The following is an 18531-nucleotide window of genomic DNA, read 5'->3' as shown; positions in this document are numbered from 1 at the left end:
CGCCGCTGCGGGGCGAGTCGCCGCGCCCTCGGCCTCCGGGCCTCCGGCGGTCCTCTCCGCGTCCGCGACAGACTCCCCGGCGTTTCCGGCGTCGGCAGCCTCGGGAGCGGCGTCTTCCGGTTCGGCGTCGGCGGCCGGGCCGCCCTTGGTCACGTCGCTGTCGCCGTCGCGGCCGTCATCGGCCCCTGCTTCGGTGTCCTCGGGGGTGTCCGCCCCCGCAGGAGGAGCTGCCACGCCCTCGCCCTCCGAGCCGCCAGCGGGCTTCTCCGCGTCCGCGACAGGCTCCCCGGTGTTCTCAGTGTCCGCAGCCTCGTCCGCCTCGGGAACGGCGTCCTCCGTGTCCCCGACAGGCTCCCCGGCGTCAGCCGCCCGCTCCGGGTTCTCGGCGTTCTCGGAATCGTGCCCCCCGTCACCCGCCGACTTCGGCCCCGTCACCCAGGCCGCCACCGCCGCACGCAACCGCGCGTCGCCCTCTGTGTCGCCCTTGGCGGAAGGGTTCTGCTCAGCGGGGCTCTCGGGGTCCTCGGTGCTCTCTCCGGCCTCGGGGGAGGCGGTCTCGTCCGTCTCGGGGGTCTCCTCCCGCAGTTCCCGGATCGAGAAAACCTTCGTCGCCGTGTCCACACCCCCGCGCCCGGACGGCGCCGTGCCCTCGCGGGCCACCGCCAGGCGGGGATCGCGCTCACCCCTCGCCTCGGGAACCGGACTCGCGCTCCCCGGCGTCGGTTCTGCCGACGACTCGCGCTGCTTCGACCTGTCGGGGGACTCGCCCGCCACCGATGCCTCCTCCTGCGCCGCACGCCCTGCGTGCGCCAACCGAACCGACCGAGATAACCGAGATAGCTACAGAATCAGCTAGAAAATCCGCTGGAAAATCTCTTACCCGTCGTCCGGACAACGCATCAACCACCGCTGTCCGAACCATGTACCAGTGTCCTGTGTGCGGGCTTAACCCCTGCGGTAGACGAGAACGACATACCTACCGGTTCCACTACGAAGCGGTCACGCACTCTCGACAGACCAATGTGAGAGGGGTCACCCTGTCATTCATCCACGCGGGGAGGCATGGATGGGCAGGAGCCGCAGAACACTTCCGGAGGAGCTTCTGCTGCTGGCATTGGACCCGGCCACGGGTACCACTGCACAGCCGCAGTCGCTCGACCTCGGTCTGGCCGGAGCACAGCTAGTGGAGCTGGCGCTGGCCGGACGGATAGCCCCAGACGGGGATCGTATCGCCGTGGTAGTCCCACGGCCGACTGGAGATCCAACTTTGGACTGCGCGTTGGAGTTGCTGCGAAGGCGTGGCGCTCCCGTGCGTGCAGTGAACTGGATTGGCGGGCCCCGACTGGGACTTCGCCAGACCTACCTCTCGCATCTGGAGCGGTGCGGCATGGTGCATGCCGTGGCGGGACAGATGTGCGGGGTGCTGCCTACGACTCGCTATCAGGCGACGGAAACCGAGATCAGCCGTGAGATCAGGGCGCGACTCGATTCCGCGATCCGCACCGGCGTACCGCCGGACCCGCGGACGGCCGCGCTCGCCGCACTGGCGCACGCGGTGGGTCTGGGCAAACACCTGTATCCGGGTAATGAGGGACGCTCGTCCCGCTCCCGGCTGCGGGACCTGATCAGGCACGACCCCATGGGCGGACTCGTGGCGCACGCCGTGATGGACGTCCAGAACGGTGTGGCTGCCCAGCCACGCCGCAGCCCGGCCCCGGCCGGCCGTCAGGCCGTGCCCGGATCAAGGCCACCGGAACCGGCTCGTGGTGTTCCGATGCAGCCGCACCGCGGCACCATGGCGCGCGCCGTGGCTCACTGAGCCGCAGTCCCACGGCACACGTCCGCATCACGACAGGACCGCACCACCGCACGACCGCAGCACAGGCAGTACCGCCGCACCGCCAGTCCCCAAAGACCCGGTTCGGGAGCCGCTGGTCCGAGCGGGGTGGAGTAGACGTAACGTCTCTCCACCCCGCTCGGCCGCATCTACGGGCACCGCAGGCAACGCAACCTGGCTCGTACCTGCCGCATATCCACCGTTTCCCAGCGGTAGAAACCACCTTGGTGGCAGTCTGCTCAACAGCAGATACGCAAAGTGGCAAGCAGTGAGCAGCACGTAGCAGCAAGTTGAAGCACGCAGCCGGAGGTGCACGTTCCCGTGGCGTCAAGTGTCAATCCCACCGTCAGGCGACGCCGGTTGGGCCAGGAGTTGCGTCGGCTCCGAGAGCTCAAGGGCATGACGGCCGAAGAGGTCGCCGAGCGGTTGCTGGTGTCCCAGTCGAAGATCAGCCGGCTGGAGAACGGGCGGCGCAGCATCAGCCAGCGCGACGTCCGTGACCTGTGCGGTGTCTACGAGGTTGAGGACCTCCGCATCGTCGACTCGCTCATGCAGATGGCCAAGGACTCGCGCCAGCAGGGCTGGTGGCACTCCTTCGGGGACATCCCGTACAGCGTCTACATCGGTCTGGAGACGGACGCGGCGAGTCTGCGCGTCTACGATCCCCAGGTCGTCCCGGGCCTGTTGCAGACCCGGGAGTACGCCGAGGCGCTGATCACCGGCGCGTTGCCGGAGACCGCGTCGGCCGATGTCGAGAAGCGGGTCCAGGTGCGGCTGCGCCGGCAGGAACGGATCTCCGCGCCGGAGAACCCGCTGCGGCTGTGGACGGTGATGGACGAGTCCGCGCTGCGCCGGGTGGTCGGCAACCGCTCCCTGATGCGGGACCAGTTGGAGCACCTCGTCGAGCAGTCCCAACTGCCGCACGTGACCGTGCAGGTGATCCCCTTCGACATGGGCGCCCATCCCGGGCTCAACGGGCAGTACGCGATCCTGGAGTTCCCCGACGCGGCGGACTCCAGCGTCGTCTACATCGAGGGTGTCACCAGCGACCTGTACCTGGAGAAGGCGAACGACGTCCAGAAGTACAGCGTGATGTACGAGCATCTGCGGGCGCAGGCCCTGAACGTGGACCAGTCCCGCCAGTTCATCGCGGACGCCGCGAAGGAATACGCGCGCTGAGGGGGCGCCTCCGGCGGAAGGTGGCGCACACTACACCTTCCGCCGGGTGCGATGGAAGGCGCCAAGGGTATATGCCACCCGGTCGAGTGAATGGCCCCTGCGGTAGCCGATGTTGGCGAGTAGCGTCGATCACGCCATCAAGTAACGAACGTTGGCGCAAACCGCGTTGTGTGTCCGGAGTGTTCGTGGCCGGATGACGCGCGGTGACAGCTACTCATCAACTGGCAATAACCGGAGCAAAAATGGCAATTCGTCAGGGCGTCTCGGACTCGTGGACCAAGTCCTCGTACTCCACCGGCAACGGCGCGTGCGTCGAGATCAAGTCACCGGTTCTCGCGGCCATGGCCGTACGGGACTCCAAGGTCACCGAGGGGCCGACGCTGGCCTTTCCCGCGGACTCGTGGAACGCCTTCGTGGCCGATGTCGCCCGGGGGGCGCGCGACCTTCACTGATGTGGCTCGGTCACCTTCCACAACTCCATAAGCAGCACAAGCACTTCATGAAAGAGCCCTCTCGACTGGCCCGCCGTCCTGGCCGAGGGGGCTCGGCTTGTGCCCGGCGACAGGACGGCGAACCGCTTCCGGCAGTGCCTCACTCCTCCCGGAGTGCCACCGGGAACGCCACGTCGCACACCGGGTCTTCGGGACCCGCCGCGTCCCAGTCCGCGAAGTACACCTCGCGGCACGGACCGGCGTAGCGCAGCCCCTGCCCGGCGATCCACTGCTCCACCGCCTCGAACGCGGCCAGGATCTGCGGGTACGCCACCTGCGCCTTGGTGATCCGGGCGTACGCCAGCCGCCGGGCCGGCTCCACCCGGACCGCCGTCTGCCGGGCCCACCCCTGCCGTGCCGCCCACGCCCGCGCCGCCGCCTCGTCGGCGACCGGTACGCAGGACTCGGCCGGGCCGTCGCTCTCCATCGACACCTCGGAGTGGTAGACGACGAACGGCGCGGCGCTCACGCCCCCGCACTCCTCCGCCCCCGCCTCCAGGCGCCCCAGCGAGGCCCCGATCCAGGCCGGCAACTCGGCCGCGAGGGTGTGCCGGGCCTCGGTGATCAGCACCTGTTCCGGTACCTCGACCGTCTCGACCACGAACTTTCCGTACATCTCGGAGCTCCTCCCCGACAGTCGTGCACGGAGGTACTCGGCGAGCGTGCGCTGTCCGGCGACCCGGGTCTCGACGTCCGACCAGTACACGGCGAGGAGTTCCGCCGCGTCGCTCCGGTCCGCCTCCACCAGCTCGGCGATCCGCGCCAGCGGCATGTCCAACTGCCGTAGCAGCGCCACGAGTCGGGCCCGCTCGACCTGGTCGGCGCGGTAGCGGCGGTAACCGCTGGCCTCGTCGACCCGGGCCGGGCAGAGCAGCCCGAGGCGGTCGTACAGCCGTAGCGCCTTGGCCGAAAGCCGTGCCCGGGCCGCGAACGCCCCGATGGTCAGCAGTTCGTCGTCCACCTCAGCCGTCCTCCGTCACCGGGCGGTTCCTGTCCGCCCGGTGACCAGGACGCTCCGCCCTGCCCCAGGGGCAAGGTCAATACAGGTCAGGCGACGGCGCTCTCCACCGCCGCCACGACCTCCGCCGACTCCGGCTCGGTCTGCGGGGAGAAGCGGGCGACGACCGTGCCGTCGCGGCCGATCAGGAACTTCTCGAAGTTCCAGCGGATGTCGCCGGTGTGGCCCTCCGCGTCCGCGAAGCCGACGAGACGGTCGTACAGCTCGTGCCGGCCGTCGCCGTTGACCTCGACCTTCTCGGTCAGCGGGAAGGTCACGCCGTACGTCGCCGAGCAGAACTCGGCGATCTCCTCGGCGCTGCCGGGCTCCTGCCCGAGGAACTGGTTGCAGGGCACGCCGAGCACGGTGAAGCCCTGGGCCGCGTACCGCTCCTGGAGTCGCTCAAGGCCGGTGTACTGGGGGGTCAGCCCGCACTTGGAGGCCACGTTCACCACGAGGACGGCCTGGCCCGCGTACTGCGCGAGGTCCGCCGAGCCGCCCTTGAGCGACCCGATCTCGACGGCGAGGGGACCCGTGTTCTCTGTAGTCGTCATAACCGGATGCTAGCTCCGGTAAATGTCGTTCTCCCCACGGGGCCCAGGCGTTCTTGAGAGGCACCTGTGTCTACCGGCCGGCCGCCTTCACCACGACCTCCCCGGCCGCCGTCCGCGAGTACAGCACCGAACGCCCCGCCCGCCGCCGCTCCACCAGACCCGCGTCCAGCAGCACCCGCAGATGGCGGCCCACCGAGCCGAGCGCCTGTCCGGTCACGGCGGTCAGTTGGCTGGTACTCATCGGCGACCCGAGGAGCAGCAGCACCTCGGCACGCGAGACCCCCAGCAGCGTCCCCAGACTCTCGGGCACCGGCCGTCCGTCGCGGTCGGCGAGGACGCCCGCGCAGGGGTAGATCATGGCGTACCGGTCAGGTTCCTCCCATGACGCCCACCCTGTCCTGGGAGTGACCGGCATGAAGAGCAGCTCCGCGCCGGAGATCTCGCGCGGCGGGTTCGCGTGCAGGTTGATCTGGAGCCGGTTCTCCCCGAGCCATCGCGTGCGGCCCGGTTGCAGGGCGTCCAGCACGGCCGCCCAGCCGCCCTGGCTCACCTGTGCCGTCCGGGCCACGACATCGGCCTCCAGCACGCGCCGCCGCCGCGCCCAGTACGGCCGTACGGTCGCCTCCCAGACGTACTCCAGGAGCCGGGCCGCCCGCTCGGGCAGGTCGTCGCGCTCCAGGGCGGCGGGGAGCGGCCCGGCGAGGGAGACCGTGAGGTGGGTCCGGGCGACGGCGGGCGGGGTCTCCCGCACCCGGGCGACGGTCTCCGCGAACGACTCACGGTCCGTCTGCGTCGGGCAGACGAAGTCGGCGATCCAGGACCGCCCGAGCGCCGCCCGCACCAGCGCCCCGGTGGCCGGATCGTCCGCCAACAGCCGCCGGTAGCCCGGCAGATGATCCCGCAGCCACACCTGTTCACCGGGGTGCGCGCCCACCCCCGCGTGCAGCAGCTTCAGCGCGGCGAAGGTCTCGGCGAACGACGACAGCACGAACCGGCTTCGGGCCAGGGTGTCGGCATTGAGCTGCCACCACCCCATGAACACACCCCCCGTGTTTCGCGTCAGCGCGAAAGAATACGACCCTCGCTCGCACCCCCGCAGACTCCGCGCATGCGCAGCTACCGCGAGCTCTTCCGCACCCCCGAGTACACGCCGTTCTTCTTCTCCGCGGCCGTCCAGACGGCGGCCCTGACGATCAGCGGGCTGTCGATCGCCACCCTGGTCTACCGGGCCACCGACTCGCCCTTGCTCTCCGCGATGAGCATGTTCGGGCCACAACTCGCGCAGATGCTCGGCGCGACCTTCCTCCTGTCCGGCGCCGACCGCCTGCCCCCACGGGCGACGCTGGCCGGCATGGACCTCGGCTTCGCGGCCTGTACGGCCCTGCTGGCGCTGCCAGGACTGCCGGTCGGGGCGGTCTTCGGCATCGTGTTCCTCCAGGGGCTGATCGCCTCGCTGGGCGGGGGAGTGAGCGGGGGTCTGCTGAACGAGATCCTGCCCAAGAACGGCTTCGTGCTGGGCCGTTCGGTGTTCAACATGGTCTTCGGCCTGATGCAGGTAGGCGGCTTCGCGATGGGCGGCGCCCTGCTGACCCTCCTCTCCCCCCGCGTCTGCCTCCTCCTCGCGGCCGCCCTGTACGCCCTCGCGGCCCTCCTCGTCCGCTTCGGCCTGACCGCCCGCCCGCCCCGCACCGCGGGCCGCCCGTCCGTCGCCGCGACCTGGCGCACGAACGCCCTCCTGTGGTCCTCCCGCCCCCGCCGCCTCACCTTCCTGGGCATGTGGCTCCCCAACGGCCTGGTCGTCGGCTGCGAATCCCTCTACGTCTCCTACGACCCCGGGTCCGCGGGCACGCTGTTCGCGTCGGCGGCACTGGGCATGTTCGCCGCCGACCTGACCCTGGGCCGCTTCGTACCGCCCGCCCTGCGCACCCGCCTCGACGTCCCGCTCCGCCTCCTGCTGGCCGCGCCGTACCTGTTCTTCGTCCTGCGGCCGACCATGCCGTGGGCCGCCGTCGCCGTGTGCGTCGCCTCCGTGGGCTTCGGCGCGAGCCTCGTCCTCCAGGAACGCCTGATGTCCCTGACCCCCGACGAACTCGCGGGCCACGCCTTCGGCCTCCGCTCCGCAGGCATGCTCACCATGCAGGGCGTGAGCGCGGCCCTCGCCGGCACGATCGCCCAACTCACCTCACCGGCAACGGCGATGACCCTGATGGCGGTCACGTCGGTCGTGGTGACCCTGACCCTGGCCGCCCTCGCCCGGCAGTACAGGTGGGGATTTCGGGGCGTCTCTACCGAGGTCGGGTGATCCGTACTTTTCCGTGACCAGAGGCATCCTTGACAGCGTGCGTACTGTTTCGCGACGTTTGAGCCCTGCCGAACTGTTCGTGTCTCGTCGTACCTTGGGATACGTAGGCAGGACGCGGACGACGCGTCGTGGGGGAATGGGGGGACGGTCGCCCATGCGATCCAACAGCAAGGCGGACATCACGATCCACAGACCGGAGGAGCTCAGCAGCACGCTCCGCCAGGCCTGGCACAAGGCGATGGACGAGTCGCCGGACTACGCGAACCCTTTCCTGGCACCGGAGTTCGCGGACGGCGTCGCCCGCCATCGCGGTGGGGCGCAGGTGGCGGTGCTGCACGAGGGCGGCGAACCGGTCGGCTTCTTCCCGTACGAGCGCAACCCCGTCGGCGTCGGCCGGGCCATCGGCCTCGGTCTCTCCGACTGCCAGGCTCTGGTGCACCGGCCCGGTGTCACCTGGGACGTCCAGCAACTCCTGCGGGCCTGCGGCCTGTCGGTCTTCGAGTTCGACCATCTCGTGGAGGAACAGCAGCCCTTCGGCCGTCATGTCACGGGCACCTTCGCCTCCCCGGTCATCGACCTGAAGGACGGCGACGGCGAGGGCACCTACGCCGAGTGGCTGCGCGCCGCCTACCCGGGCATCGCCAAGACGACCCTGAAGAAGGAGCGCCGGCTGGGCCGCGACCTCGGCGAGATGCGGTTCGTCTACGACGACCGCGACCCCGAGGTGCTGCACACGCTGATGCGGTGGAAGTCCGCCCAGTACCGCAGGACCGGCCGTATGGACCGCTTCGCGCGCCCCTGGATCGTCGACCTGGTGGACCATCTGTTCCGGGTCCGCGAGGAACACTTCACCGGTGTCCTGTCGGTCCTCTACGCCGGGGACCGCCCGGTGGCCGCCCACTTCGGACCGACCTCCCGCACCCTGTTCGCGGCCTGGTTCACGGCGTACGACCCCGAACTCCGGTACTACTCACCCGGGTTGATCATGCACCTCAGGATGGCCGAGGAGGCGGGCCGGCACGGTGTGCGTCTCATGGACCTGGGGCGCGGCGACAAGGAGTGGAAGGACTGGCTCAAGACCCGTGAGCTGCGGGTGGGGGAAGGTTTCGCCACCCGCCCCCACCCGGTGGCGACGGCCCACCGCCTGTGGCGCCGCCCGGTCCGCGGCCTGCGTAACACGGTCCTGGCCCACCAGTCGCTGCGCGACCCGGCTGACCGCCTCCTGAAGACGGTGGGCACGCTGCGCACATCGGGCCGTGCGACGCCGAGGAAGTGACGTCGCGGCGCCGGCGGCAGGGGCCCTGGACCGGGAAGGTCCAGGGCCCCTGCCGTGTTTCCGCCCAGGACGGCCCGACCTGCGCCGACGCCTGGACGACAGGCGTTCGTGGTAGACAACGCCGATGACGGTCAAGGATGTTGATGCCCGGCCCGCGGGCGACCGCGCGACAACAGGAAGGGGCAACCCGTGCTTCTGAAGACCTTCCGCTGGTCGTTCGCGGTCACCGCGCTCGGCCTGGCCGCAGGAGTCTGGTACGGCGGCTGGACGGCGTTCGGCGTCATCGCCATCCTCGCCGTGCTGGAGATCTCGCTGTCCTTCGACAACGCGGTGGTCAACGCCGGGATCCTGAAGAAGATGTCCGCCTTCTGGCAGAAGATCTTCCTCACGGTCGGCGTCCTGATCGCGGTCTTCGGCATGCGCCTGGCCTTCCCGGTCGTCATCGTCGCGGTCACCGCCAAGCTGAACCCCTACGACGCCGTCAATCTCGCGCTCACCGACAAGGACCGCTACCAGCAGCTGGTCACCGACGCCCACCCGGCGATCGCGGCCTTCGGCGGCATGTTCCTGCTGATGATCTTCCTGGACTTCATCTTCGAGGACCGGGACATCCAGTGGCTCGGCTGGCTGGAACGCCCGCTGGCCAGGCTCGGCAAGGTCGACATGCTGTCGGTCTGCATCGCGCTGATCGTCCTGCTGATCACCTCCTTCACCTTCGCGGCCCACGCCCACCAGCACGGCGGCGCGCACGCGGACAAGGCACAGACGGTCCTGGTCTCCGGCATCGCCGGCCTCATCACCTACCTGGTCGTCGGTGGCCTCTCCGGCTTCTTCGAGGCCCGCCTGGAGGCGGAGGAGGAACGCGAACGCGAGGGCGAGCGCTCGGCGGTGGTCCTCGCCGGCCAGGCCGCGTTCTTCATGTTCCTGTACCTGGAGGTGCTGGACGCGTCGTTCTCCTTCGACGGCGTGATCGGCGCGTTCGCGATCACCAACGACATCGTGCTGATGGCGCTGGGTCTGGGTATCGGCGCGATGTACGTCCGCTCGCTGACGGTCTACCTGGTCCGCCAGGGCACGCTGGACGACTACGTCTACCTGGAGCACGGCGCGCACTACGCGATCGGCGCCCTGGCCGTGATCCTCATGGTGACCATCCAGTACCAGATCAACGAGGTCATCACCGGCCTGGTCGGCGTCGTCCTGATCGGCTGGTCCTTCTGGTCCTCGGTCCGCCGCAACCGCGCGCTGGCGGAGACGGAGGGGGAGGCCTCGCCGGCCGACGCTGCGAGGGTTCCCTGACGGTGGGGAGCGGCATGTTCATGGCGAATTCACGCGGTGATCGTCTACGCCCCCGATCCTCACCCTCATGAAATCGCTGAAGGCTCTGAAACTGACCCTGCCCGTGGGGCTCGCCGCCCTGGTGCTCGCCGTGACGGGCTCCATGTCCACCGCGTCGGCGACGACCTACTGGGTGTACAAGAACTCCTACGAGGGCAACTGCCTCACCGCGTCGACCGTGACCGACAACGTCTGGTCGGGCTCCTGCGACCAGAGCGTCGGCACCTACTGGTTCTGGGGCAGCGAAACCTGGTACGACGTCTCCACCCAGCGGACGTACCGCCGCCTGGTGAGCCGCGGCACCGGCGACTGCCTCACCACGGACCAGAAGACCAACACCAACGCCGTGTGGATGTCCCCCTGCGGCGGCGGCAACGGCTATCAGTTCTGGAACGCCGACTACGACGAGCTGAGAAACCTCGACGGAGACGAGCTCCGCACCTCGGCCAACGGCGACGCCGTCTACTCCACCCCCTGGGGCCAGTCCGGCATCGAGCTCGCCCGCTGGACCTGGAACGGCACGCACAGCTGAGGCCCACTGCTCACGTCGGCATCCCCCGCTCGGCCAGGCCGCTTTCGTACGCGATGATGACCAGTTGGGCACGGTCGCGGGCGTGCAGCTTGGCCAGGAGGCTGCCGACGTGGGTCTTCACGGTCGGCATGCTGATGACAAGGTGTGCGGAGATCTCGGCGTTGGACAGGCCGTTGGCGATCAGGACGAGGACCTCGTGTTCCCGTTTGGTGAGGCCGACGAGCCGTGGCGCGGGCCGGGGCGTCTCGCCGCGGCGGGAGAAGTTGGCGATGACGCGCCGGGTGACCGTCGGGGCCAGTACGCCCTCGCCCGTGGCGATGACCCGGATGCCGTCGACCAGGTCGGACGGTGAGGCGTCCTTCAGCATGAAGCCGCTGGCACCCGCCTGGAGGGCCGGATAGAGGTACTCGTCCATGTCGAACATGGTCAGGGCGAGCACCCTCACCCCGGCCAGTGTCTCGTCGGAGCAGATCTCCCGGGTGGCCGCGATGCCGTCGAGGACCGGCATCCGGAGGTCCATCAGGACGACGTCCGGGGCGAGTTCACGGGCGAGCCGGACCGCGGTGGCACCGTCGGCCGCCTCACCGACCACCTCCATGCCGGGGGTGGAGTCGACGAGGACGCGGAAGCTCCCGCGCAGCAGTGCCTGGTCGTCCGCGATCAGTACCCGGACCGCCTCGGCCATGCGTGTTCCCCGGTTCCTCGTGTGCTCGTAGAACTTGGTGACTTGGGGCATTTTAGCCAGGCTCCCTCGTCAACCCGCCTGCTCCGCAGGGCCGTTCACGCCAGGTCCAGTACCAGCTCGGCCGTGCCGTCGGCACCCGCCCCGACCGTCGTGCCGTACGGCTCCGACAGCCGGGCGACCTCGGTGAGGATGTCCTTGGCCTCGGTCTGGTCCGCCAGGCGGGGGCGGCCCCTGCGGTGCACCGGCAGGCCGAAGCCGAGGTCGACCGGGTGGAGGCGGGCCGCGGTGAGGGTGCCGTCGTCGAAGGTGAGGACCGGCAGGAGCGACTGCCAGTAGCGGCGGTGCGGAGCGAACAGCCGGGTGCCGTGGCCGCTCAGCCGGTCGTAGAAGCGGCCCGGGGTGGGCGGGCGGTCGGTGGTGACCTTGGCGTAGTCCTCGGCGGAGACGCGGTCGGTCAGGTCGATCTGGCTGACGATGTTGCCGAGGCTGTAGAAGATCGGCCGGTTCCGGTACAACTCGACACCGCGCAGGAAGTGCGGGCCGTGCCCGACCACGACGTCCGCGCCCTCGTCGATCACGCGGTGCGCGAAGACCCGTAGGAACTCGCCCGGTGTCTCGGGCGTCGGGCCGGGCTCGTGGGAGTGCACGCTCACCACGACGAGGTCCGCGCGCAGGCGGGCCTCGCCGACCCAGCGGGCGATCTCGTCGAGGTCGCGCGGATCGCACTCGGTGGTGAAGCCGGGTTCGTCCGCCGTCAGGAAGCGGGTGCCGAACAGGGTGAGCCGGTCGGGCGCGAGGATGGCGGGATCGACGCCGAGCAGGGTGCGGGCCTCGGCCCGGCGGGCCCGTAGCCCCGTGTCGGCGTCGATCGTCCGCAGTACGTCCATCTGCGCGGCCGTCACCCGCAGGGTCGCGGAGTGCCGGAGCGGGCTGAGGCCCGGCCGGCCGGGCAGTTCCGGCGAGGGATCGGCCGCCTCCTGGCCGGGCAGGAAGGTCGTGGTGCAGGCGAGCAGCGCCAGGCTGCCGGCCGGCCGGTCGACGTAGGCGGGCCGGCGTGCCGTGGTCAGGTCGGCGCCGATCCCGGCGAACGGGAGCCGCCGGGACCGGAGTTGGTCCACCGTGCCGAGCACGCCCTCCGTGCCCAGGTCCATGGCGTGGTTGTTGGCGCAGCCCAGCACGGTGAACCCGGACGCCGTGATCTCGTCCAGTACCCCGGAGTCCGCGATGAGGCAGCCGCCGCCGGCCGCGTTGTGCACCGGGTGGCCGCGGCCGTCGTAGGGGACCGCCTCCAGGTTGGTGACGGCGAAGTCGGTGCCGTGGAGGAGGTCGCGGAGGCGTCCGGCGGCCGGGTCGGAGGTGATCACCGCTCCCCGGGTCGCCATGAAGTCACCGGAGAGGGCCACGGTCAGCCGGGTCACCGCCGGGCCGCCGTGACCGCGCGGGTCAGCGCGCCGCCCGGATCGGAACCGGTGACGTCGACGCGGCTGCCCGCCACCATGACGGTCGGGGTCAGCGCCACCTTGTGGGAGGCGGCGAGATCGGAGACGTACCGCACCCAGGGCAGGTACGGGGCGTCCTCGACGCAGCGTGCGAAGGACGCCGTGGTGATGCCGGCGTCCCGGCCCGCCGCGATCAGTTGCGCCTCGCTGAGCCCGGGGCCCTGCTCGGCGGGCTGCTTCGAGAACAGGACCGTGGAGTACTGCTCGAACCGTCCCGCGTCCGCCGCGCAGGCCGCCGCCGAGGCCGCCTGGGTCGAGTAGCCCGCGGGTGCGCTGCGGTCGTCGAGGAAGGCGACCGGGTGGTAGACGACGCCCACCCCGCCGTGTGCCTTCAGACCGTCCAGGGCGGTGGTCAGGGCCCGGTCGGTACGACGGCACTCGGGGCAGAGGTAGTCGAGGTACACGTCGACGCGTACGGCGCCGGTGGAGGCGGCCACGCCCGACTTGTCGGCGGCGATCCCGGCCGGCAGCCGGCTCGGGGCTTTACCGGGGCCCGAGTTGGTCGCCCGGACCAGGCCCGCGCCGATCAGCGCGGCGGCGACCACCACCAGGGCGGCCACCAGCGACACCACCACCGTGCGGCGCCGCCGGTGCCGTCGGTGCACCATCCGACGCACCATGGCGTCCGTCGTCCGTGTGTCTGTGCCCGTGCCTGTTTCCGTGTCCGTCATGCCCTCACTCCTTCGGGTCCAGGACCCAGCCGTCCAGCGCGTACCGGGTGCGCGGATTCCGGATCAGCGGGGCGGCCGCGCCGAGCAGCAGCAGGTCGCGCGCGATGTCGAGCGCGTAGCCGCGTACGGCGTCGCCGCTGAGCGTGCCTCCGCCGCCGAAACAGCCGCAGTCGATGGACATGCCCCGCGCCCACACCGAGGCGATGGCCGCCGCGTAGGCGAGCAGCAGGACGGCCGCGCCCGCCGCTGCCGCCCTGGTGGCCAGCCCGGCCGCGAGCAGCAGCGCGAGCGCCACCTCGACGAACGGCAGGACACCGCCCACGAGTTGGGCGGAGTCGGCGGGCACGATGCGGTAGAGCGCGACCGTCCGTCCGGCCTCCGTGAGGTCCCCGATCTTCACCAGACCGGCGTAGGCCAGCACCGCCGCCAGCAGCAGTCGGGCCGCGAGCCGGGCCCTGCCCGCCCAATTCCCTTCCGGGGCCCGGGTGTTGGCCGTCGTGGTGACCTCCGTCGGGCCCGCGGCCATCGTGTCGTGCCCTCCCCGGCTCATGACGTACGGGAGAACCGGTAGCCGGCGAGGCCCAGCGCGACCGCCGTGAGGGCGGCCAGGACACCCAGTTCGGCGACCACGGGCGGATGCCAGTCGCCGAGCATCAGCCGGGTCTGCTCCGAGGTGAGCACGCTCGGGCCCGGCAGGGTCCGGCGGACCGCGTCGACGCCGTACGTCAGCGGGTTGAGCTTGACGACGGTGTCGAGCCAGCCGGGCAGTCCGCCCGGCGGAAACATCGCGCCGGAGAAGAACATCAGCGGCATGAGGCTCAGATTCACCACGACCTGGAAGGTGTCGACCTGCCGGATGGTGACGGCGGCCAGCAGCCCGAGCGCGGTGAACATCAGGGAGACCAGCAGGAGTTCGAGCAGCACGACCAGCAGCATCGGCGTGTAGCGGATGCTCGCGATCCCGCCGACGGACAGCACCATGAGGCCGTAGACCGCGCCCGTGGTGGCGCCCCCGAAGGCCAGCCCGAAGACGATGGACGCGCGCGGGAACGGCGCCACCAGCATCTGGCGCAGCACCCCCAGCCTGCGGTCCCACACCAGCGAGATGCCCACCGCGATGGCCGGTGCCTGCACCGACATGACCAGCGTGCCGGGGAACAAGTAGGCCCGGTAGTCGTTCAGTTGGGCCTTGCCGAGGCTGGAGGACGCGGCGTCGAGGCCGGTGCCGAGGACGACGAGGAACAGCAGCGGTGTCACGAGCCCCATGGCCAGCCGCACCGGGTTGTGCCGCAGCCGGGTCATCTCCCGCCGCCAGAGCAGCAGTACGGGGCGGGCCGGGTGGCGGGAGCGGTCGGCCGGTGGCGGTGCGGCCTTTACGTCGTCGAGTGCGGCGGGTGCGGTGTCGGTCCGGCTCATCGCAGTCCTTCCCCGAGGTTGCCGAGCGTGCGCGGGCCGGTCGTGCTCTCCCGGATGGCGAGACCGGTGTGGTGCAGGAAGACGTCGTCGAGGGTGGGCGGCGCGACGGCCACCTCCCGTACGGTCACGCCGAGTTCGGTGCACAGCCGCGGCACCAGGGCCGCCGCGCGCTCCACCCGGAGCAGCAGACCGTCCGGGGTGGACTCCACCGGGAGACCGAACCGGTCGGCGAGGACGTCGGCGGCCCGCGGGTCGTCGTCGGTGCGCAGGACCACGAGGTCGGCCCCGATGACGGCCTTGAGGTCCGCGGGGGTGCCCTCCGTGACCACCTTGCCGCGGTCGATGATCGCGATCCGGTCGCAGTGCTCGGCCTCGTCCAGCTGATGGGTGGTGACGAAGACCGTGATGCCCCGCTCCCGTCGCAGCCGCTCCAGGTGGTCCCAGACGGCGGCGCGGGTCTGGGCGTCCAGTCCGGTCGTCGGCTCGTCGAGGAACAGCACACTGGGCTCGGCGAGCAGACCGCGGGCGATCTCCAGGCGGCGGCGCAGTCCGGTGGAGAACTGCCGTACCGGCACCCGGTGGCGCTCGGAGAGGTCCATCAGGTCGAGCATCGAGGCGATGGCCTCGCGGGACGCGCGGCGGGACAGGCCGCACAGGTCGGCCTGGAAGCGGAGGTTCTCGGCGGCGGTCAGATCCAGGTCGAGGGTCGACTCCTGGAACACGACGCCGATCCGGCGGCGGACCTCGGCGGGCCGGGCGGCGACGTCGAAGCCGGCCACCTCCGCGCGGCCCGCGGTGGGCCGCAACAGGGTGATCAGCATGTTGATGGTGGTGGTCTTGCCCGCGCCGTTCGGCCCCAGGAAGCCGTAGACACTGCCCGTGGGCACCGTCAGGTCGAGCCCGTTCACGGCCGGTGTGGTGCCGTAGTACGCGTAGAGGCCCTCGGCCCGGACCGCCGTCATGAGCGACTCCCTTCGGAGGGGTGCAGTGGCCGGTCGTCGGAGGCGGTCCCTCGCCCGTCGGGGCGGCGGACCGCCAACACCGTGCGGAACACGCCGATTTCACCGGACTCGTCCACCGGCCGTCCGTCGGCCTCCACCCAGGCGTGCGCGCCGAACGGTTCGGTTCTGAAACCCGTGCACCAGTCGGCCCACCTGCCGTGCGCCCGGCACAGCAGGACAGTGGCCACGGAACGCTGGAGGCAGCCGAGGCCCGCGCAGCGGGTGCTGACCGAGACGACGGACCGGCGGGCGTACGCCACCTCGGCGTATCCGGCGGGGCGGGACCCCTTGCTGACCACGCCCAGCACGCGGTGCAGCCGGGCCGGGGGCAGCCGGACCAGCAGACGTGCCGCCCCGGCGGCGCACCGGGGGCCCAACTGCCGGTGCCAGGGCAGCCGCCTGGCCTGTTCGGCGACGGCGGGGGTGGTCACGAGGCCACCTCCACCAGCTTGGCCGCGCTGAGCGCGTCGATCAGGGCCCGCACGTCCTGCCGTGCCTGGTCGTCGCTCACCGGGGCGGCGGCGCACAGGCCGGCGGCGGCCGCGTCGGGCGCCGTCCCGTCGAGCAGCTGGCGCAGGACGCCCGCGCCGGAGTGGTTCAACTGCCAGTAGCGGCCGCGGCGCCCGTCGAGCAGGACGGCCCCGGACTCGATGTCGGTGAGGGTGACGTCGCGGGCGAGGGTCAGCTTCATCGGAGTTCTCCCGTGTGCGTGGTCTCGGCGAGGGGCGGGGGGTAGGTCTCCGGGTGCGTCCGCAGCCAGCTCTCGCAGGCCACGGTGGTGTCGATCGGCTGGAGATGGTGGGACATCGGCCCCGGGTTCAGCACCGCGGACCGGAAGGCCGCCGGGTCGATGAGACCGAGCCGGGCGAGGTGGGAGTCCTCGCACAGCTCCAGGATCCGGGCCCGGTTGCGGGCCAGGCCGCGGAACGCCTCCGCGCTGAACTCGCCCTTGTCGCGGCGGCCCAGGATGTCCGCGGGGACCAGACCCCGCGCGGCCGAGGTCAGCAGCGGCTTGAACCGCCCGCCGAGCAGCCGCTGGTCGATCCGGGTGGCCAGGGCCGCCTCCACCACCCGGTCGTCGAGGAAGGGCGCGTCCCAGGTGATGCCGGTGTCCCCGAGGGCGGTGTTGACCTGGCGGACGGTGGTTCCCTCGAAGACGAGCGAGGCGAGCGCCTGGTGCCGGGCCCGGTCGGCGTCCAGCGGCCCGGGCCCCTCGGTCGCGGCCTCGGTGAGCAGGGCGCGGACCGCGTCCACCGCGTCGGGCGTCGCCCAGGCCGGCATGCGCGGCGCGAACACCCAGCCGAAGTCCGGCTCGTCCACGGGCGGCGGCGGGGCGTCGATACGGGCGGCGACCCGGCCGAGGTTCCGCGCGAACGTCGAGCGGTCCAGGAGCGAGCGTACGGTCGCCCGCCACGGCCAGCGATTGGCCAGCCGGTAGCGGTTGACCAGCCGCAGTCCGCCGAGCGGGGTGGCCCGGGCCAGCGACCAGGCGCAGGCCGGCATCCGGCCGAACAGTTCGTCGCCGCCGAAGCCGGTCAGGTGCAGCGCGGCGCCCTCGGCCGTGGCCCGCTTGGCCAGGTCCTGGATGTGGGCGAGTCCGGAGGCCCAGGTCGAGGGCCCTTCCGGGGCCGCGCCCACGAGGTCGGCGGTGTAGCCGATGTCGAAGAGGTTCTCGGCGCGGTCGGCGGACAGCGTGTGGTGCCGGGCGGCCGGCAGGCACTCCGCGGCCCGGCGGGCCCAGACCGTGTCCGCGTTGGCGCTGTCGATCGGCATCACGTGGTAGGTGACCAGGTCGGCGCCGGCCGCGTGGGCGAGGAAGCACAGCGAGGTCGAGTCCAGGCCGCCGGACAGGTCGGCGCTGAGGGTGCCGCCCGCGGCGACCCGGGTGGTGATCGCGTCGTCCAGCGCGGAGCGGACGGCGGCGGCTCCCTCCGCGAGGGTGAGGGACGGTTCCGGGAGTTCCCACCAGCGGTGCTGCCGGGCCCGGCCGTCCGTGTCCAGTTCCAGCCAGTGGCCGGTGGTCAGCGCCTCGACGCCCCGGCGGACCGGGCGTTGGGCGAGCGGCCAGGGCGGTCCGCCCGGCGCCAGCAGGCGGGCGGCGAGCACGCTTTCGTCGAGGTCGGCGCCGGTCAGCCGCAGCAGGGGCGCCACTCCGCTCGCGGCGACGGTCACCCCGTCGACGACGGTCGTGAAGATCTGTCGTACGCCGACGGCCGAACCCTGGACCCTGGTCCTGCCGTCCAGTGAGACCGCCAGGTGGACGGCTCCCGGCAGCCGGGACGCGATCGCGTCCACGTCGTGCGGTGAGCGCAGCCGGCCGAGCGCGGCGGTCGCGGCGGCCGGGTCGAGCCGGGTGTGTCCCAGCACGACCATCCGCCGTGGGCCCGCCTCGACGAGCACGGCCTCGGTCTCGGGCCAGTCGCCGACGATCCAGGGACGTCCCGACGCGTGGTCGACGCGCCGTGCAGCCCGCAGCCGGCCCGCCACCGCCGCACCGGCCGGGCAGTCCGGAAGAACCACGAATTCCATGTCGTCTCGCTCCCCGTCTCCTCGTCGGCCCGGATGGTGCCGGTGCGTGTGAACGCACCGGCACCGGGCGTGATCACCAGAAGCAGACGATCGCGTAGCCGCAGCCGGCGAAGTCGTTGCAGCTTCCGACGCCGAGGCACTTCGTGAGCTCCTCGAAGTCGCCGACTTCCTGGAGCATGGGGGGTTCGTAGATCGCGGACATGGGTGTCCTCCCGTAGTGGATC

The 18531-nt window shown here is 71.3% G+C and carries 20 protein-coding genes and 1 pseudogene; 7 read left to right on the top strand and 14 right to left on the bottom strand.

What is annotated here, in order from left to right; translation table 11 throughout:
- Positions 1–774 (bottom strand): annotated as a pseudogene (locus AB0M63_RS15200) (D-alanyl-D-alanine carboxypeptidase); the annotation flags it as partial.
- Between the two features lie 292 nt (positions 775–1066).
- On the opposite strand from AB0M63_RS15200, the gene AB0M63_RS15195 reads away from it, so the two are divergent.
- The 3 genes from AB0M63_RS15195 (at position 1067) to AB0M63_RS15185 (ending at position 3468) form a co-directional block, all read left to right on the top strand.
- Entirely contained in the window at positions 1067–1819 is a 753-nt protein-coding gene (locus tag AB0M63_RS15195) for a GPP34 family phosphoprotein (protein WP_355905495.1), read from the top strand.
- A 339-nt stretch (positions 1820–2158) separates the two neighbouring features.
- A complete protein-coding gene (locus AB0M63_RS15190) occupies positions 2159–3016 on the top strand; it encodes a helix-turn-helix transcriptional regulator (RefSeq protein ID WP_366019673.1) in 858 nt (285 codons plus the stop codon).
- 242 nt (positions 3017–3258) lie between these two features.
- A complete protein-coding gene (locus AB0M63_RS15185) occupies positions 3259–3468 on the top strand; it encodes a DUF397 domain-containing protein (RefSeq protein ID WP_355905489.1) in 210 nt (69 codons plus the stop codon).
- 139 nt (positions 3469–3607) lie between these two features.
- Here the strand turns inward: AB0M63_RS15185 and AB0M63_RS15180 are convergent, their stop codons facing one another.
- From AB0M63_RS15180 to AB0M63_RS15170, 3 genes are all read right to left on the bottom strand, one after another.
- Positions 3608–4468 carry a MerR family transcriptional regulator gene (locus AB0M63_RS15180; RefSeq protein WP_355905486.1) on the bottom strand — a complete coding sequence of 287 codons (861 nt, stop codon included), beginning with the start codon at positions 4466–4468 and terminating at the stop codon, positions 3608–3610.
- Between the two features lie 86 nt (positions 4469–4554).
- Positions 4555–5058: a glutathione peroxidase gene (locus AB0M63_RS15175; protein ID WP_355905483.1), complete on the bottom strand. Its 504-nt coding sequence runs from the start codon at positions 5056–5058 to the stop codon at positions 4555–4557.
- 70 nt (positions 5059–5128) lie between these two features.
- A complete protein-coding gene (locus tag AB0M63_RS15170) occupies positions 5129–6094 on the bottom strand; it encodes a helix-turn-helix domain-containing protein (protein WP_366019672.1) in 966 nt (321 codons plus the stop codon).
- A gap of 72 nt (positions 6095–6166) precedes the next feature.
- Here AB0M63_RS15170 and AB0M63_RS15165 point away from each other — a divergent pair, with 72 nt between their 5' ends.
- The 4 genes from AB0M63_RS15165 (at position 6167) to AB0M63_RS15150 (ending at position 10506) form a co-directional block, all read left to right on the top strand.
- The gene (locus AB0M63_RS15165) at positions 6167–7360 is read left to right on the top strand and encodes an MFS transporter (protein ID WP_366019671.1); all 1194 of its coding nucleotides are present in this window, start codon (positions 6167–6169) and stop codon (positions 7358–7360) included.
- 154 nt (positions 7361–7514) lie between these two features.
- A complete protein-coding gene (locus AB0M63_RS15160; protein WP_355905474.1) occupies positions 7515–8636 on the top strand; it encodes a GNAT family N-acetyltransferase in 1122 nt (373 codons plus the stop codon).
- A 189-nt stretch (positions 8637–8825) separates the two neighbouring features.
- On the top strand, positions 8826–9935 hold the full coding sequence (locus AB0M63_RS15155) for a DUF475 domain-containing protein (RefSeq protein ID WP_366019670.1): 1110 nt from the start codon (positions 8826–8828) through the stop codon (positions 9933–9935).
- A 67-nt stretch (positions 9936–10002) separates the two neighbouring features.
- Positions 10003–10506, top strand: a complete 504-nt coding sequence (locus tag AB0M63_RS15150; RefSeq protein WP_355905468.1) for a hypothetical protein — start codon at positions 10003–10005, stop codon at positions 10504–10506.
- Between the two features lie 10 nt (positions 10507–10516).
- Here AB0M63_RS15150 and AB0M63_RS15145 read toward each other — a convergent pair whose 3' ends face one another.
- From AB0M63_RS15145 to AB0M63_RS15100, 10 genes are all read right to left on the bottom strand, one after another.
- On the bottom strand, positions 10517–11191 hold the full coding sequence (locus tag AB0M63_RS15145) for a response regulator transcription factor (RefSeq protein WP_355906047.1): 675 nt from the start codon (positions 11189–11191) through the stop codon (positions 10517–10519).
- A 95-nt stretch (positions 11192–11286) separates the two neighbouring features.
- The gene (gene mslH / locus AB0M63_RS15140) at positions 11287–12609 is read right to left on the bottom strand and encodes a lasso peptide C-terminal Trp epimerase (RefSeq protein ID WP_366019669.1); all 1323 of its coding nucleotides are present in this window, start codon (positions 12607–12609) and stop codon (positions 11287–11289) included.
- Positions 12606–13361: a thioredoxin domain-containing protein gene (locus tag AB0M63_RS15135; RefSeq protein WP_366019668.1), complete on the bottom strand. Its 756-nt coding sequence runs from the start codon at positions 13359–13361 to the stop codon at positions 12606–12608. The genes mslH and AB0M63_RS15135 overlap by 4 nt, the downstream gene beginning before the upstream one ends.
- A 4-nt stretch (positions 13362–13365) precedes the next feature.
- A complete protein-coding gene (locus AB0M63_RS15130; protein ID WP_366019667.1) occupies positions 13366–13887 on the bottom strand; it encodes a MauE/DoxX family redox-associated membrane protein in 522 nt (173 codons plus the stop codon).
- A 20-nt stretch (positions 13888–13907) separates the two neighbouring features.
- Positions 13908–14777 (bottom strand): ABC transporter permease, encoded by an 870-nt coding sequence (locus AB0M63_RS15125; RefSeq protein WP_355905456.1) that lies wholly within the window; start codon positions 14775–14777, stop codon positions 13908–13910.
- Positions 14774–15739: an ATP-binding cassette domain-containing protein gene (locus tag AB0M63_RS15120; protein ID WP_366019666.1), complete on the bottom strand. Its 966-nt coding sequence runs from the start codon at positions 15737–15739 to the stop codon at positions 14774–14776. Before AB0M63_RS15120 ends, AB0M63_RS15125 begins: the two co-directional genes overlap by 4 nt.
- A complete protein-coding gene (locus AB0M63_RS15115; protein ID WP_366019665.1) occupies positions 15736–16209 on the bottom strand; it encodes a lasso peptide biosynthesis B2 protein in 474 nt (157 codons plus the stop codon). Before AB0M63_RS15115 ends, AB0M63_RS15120 begins: the two co-directional genes overlap by 4 nt.
- Positions 16206–16469, bottom strand: coding sequence for a lasso peptide biosynthesis PqqD family chaperone (locus tag AB0M63_RS15110; RefSeq protein ID WP_355905447.1), 264 nt, complete (start codon positions 16467–16469; stop codon positions 16206–16208). Before AB0M63_RS15110 ends, AB0M63_RS15115 begins: the two co-directional genes overlap by 4 nt.
- Complete coding sequence (locus tag AB0M63_RS15105) at positions 16466–18307, bottom strand: lasso peptide isopeptide bond-forming cyclase (protein WP_366019664.1); 1842 nt, start codon at positions 18305–18307, stop codon at positions 16466–16468. Before AB0M63_RS15105 ends, AB0M63_RS15110 begins: the two co-directional genes overlap by 4 nt.
- A gap of 73 nt (positions 18308–18380) precedes the next feature.
- Positions 18381–18509 (bottom strand): aborycin family tricyclic lasso peptide, encoded by a 129-nt coding sequence (locus AB0M63_RS15100; RefSeq protein ID WP_103079660.1) that lies wholly within the window; start codon positions 18507–18509, stop codon positions 18381–18383.
- Positions 18510–18531 lie beyond the last annotated feature (22 nt).

Source organism: Streptomyces sp. NPDC051576, from assembly GCF_040681835.1.
In the GTDB taxonomy this organism is placed as follows: domain Bacteria; phylum Actinomycetota; class Actinomycetes; order Streptomycetales; family Streptomycetaceae; genus Streptomyces.
The sequence above is the reverse complement of the archived record's forward strand: the minus strand, read 5'-3'. Positions and strand labels throughout refer to the sequence as shown.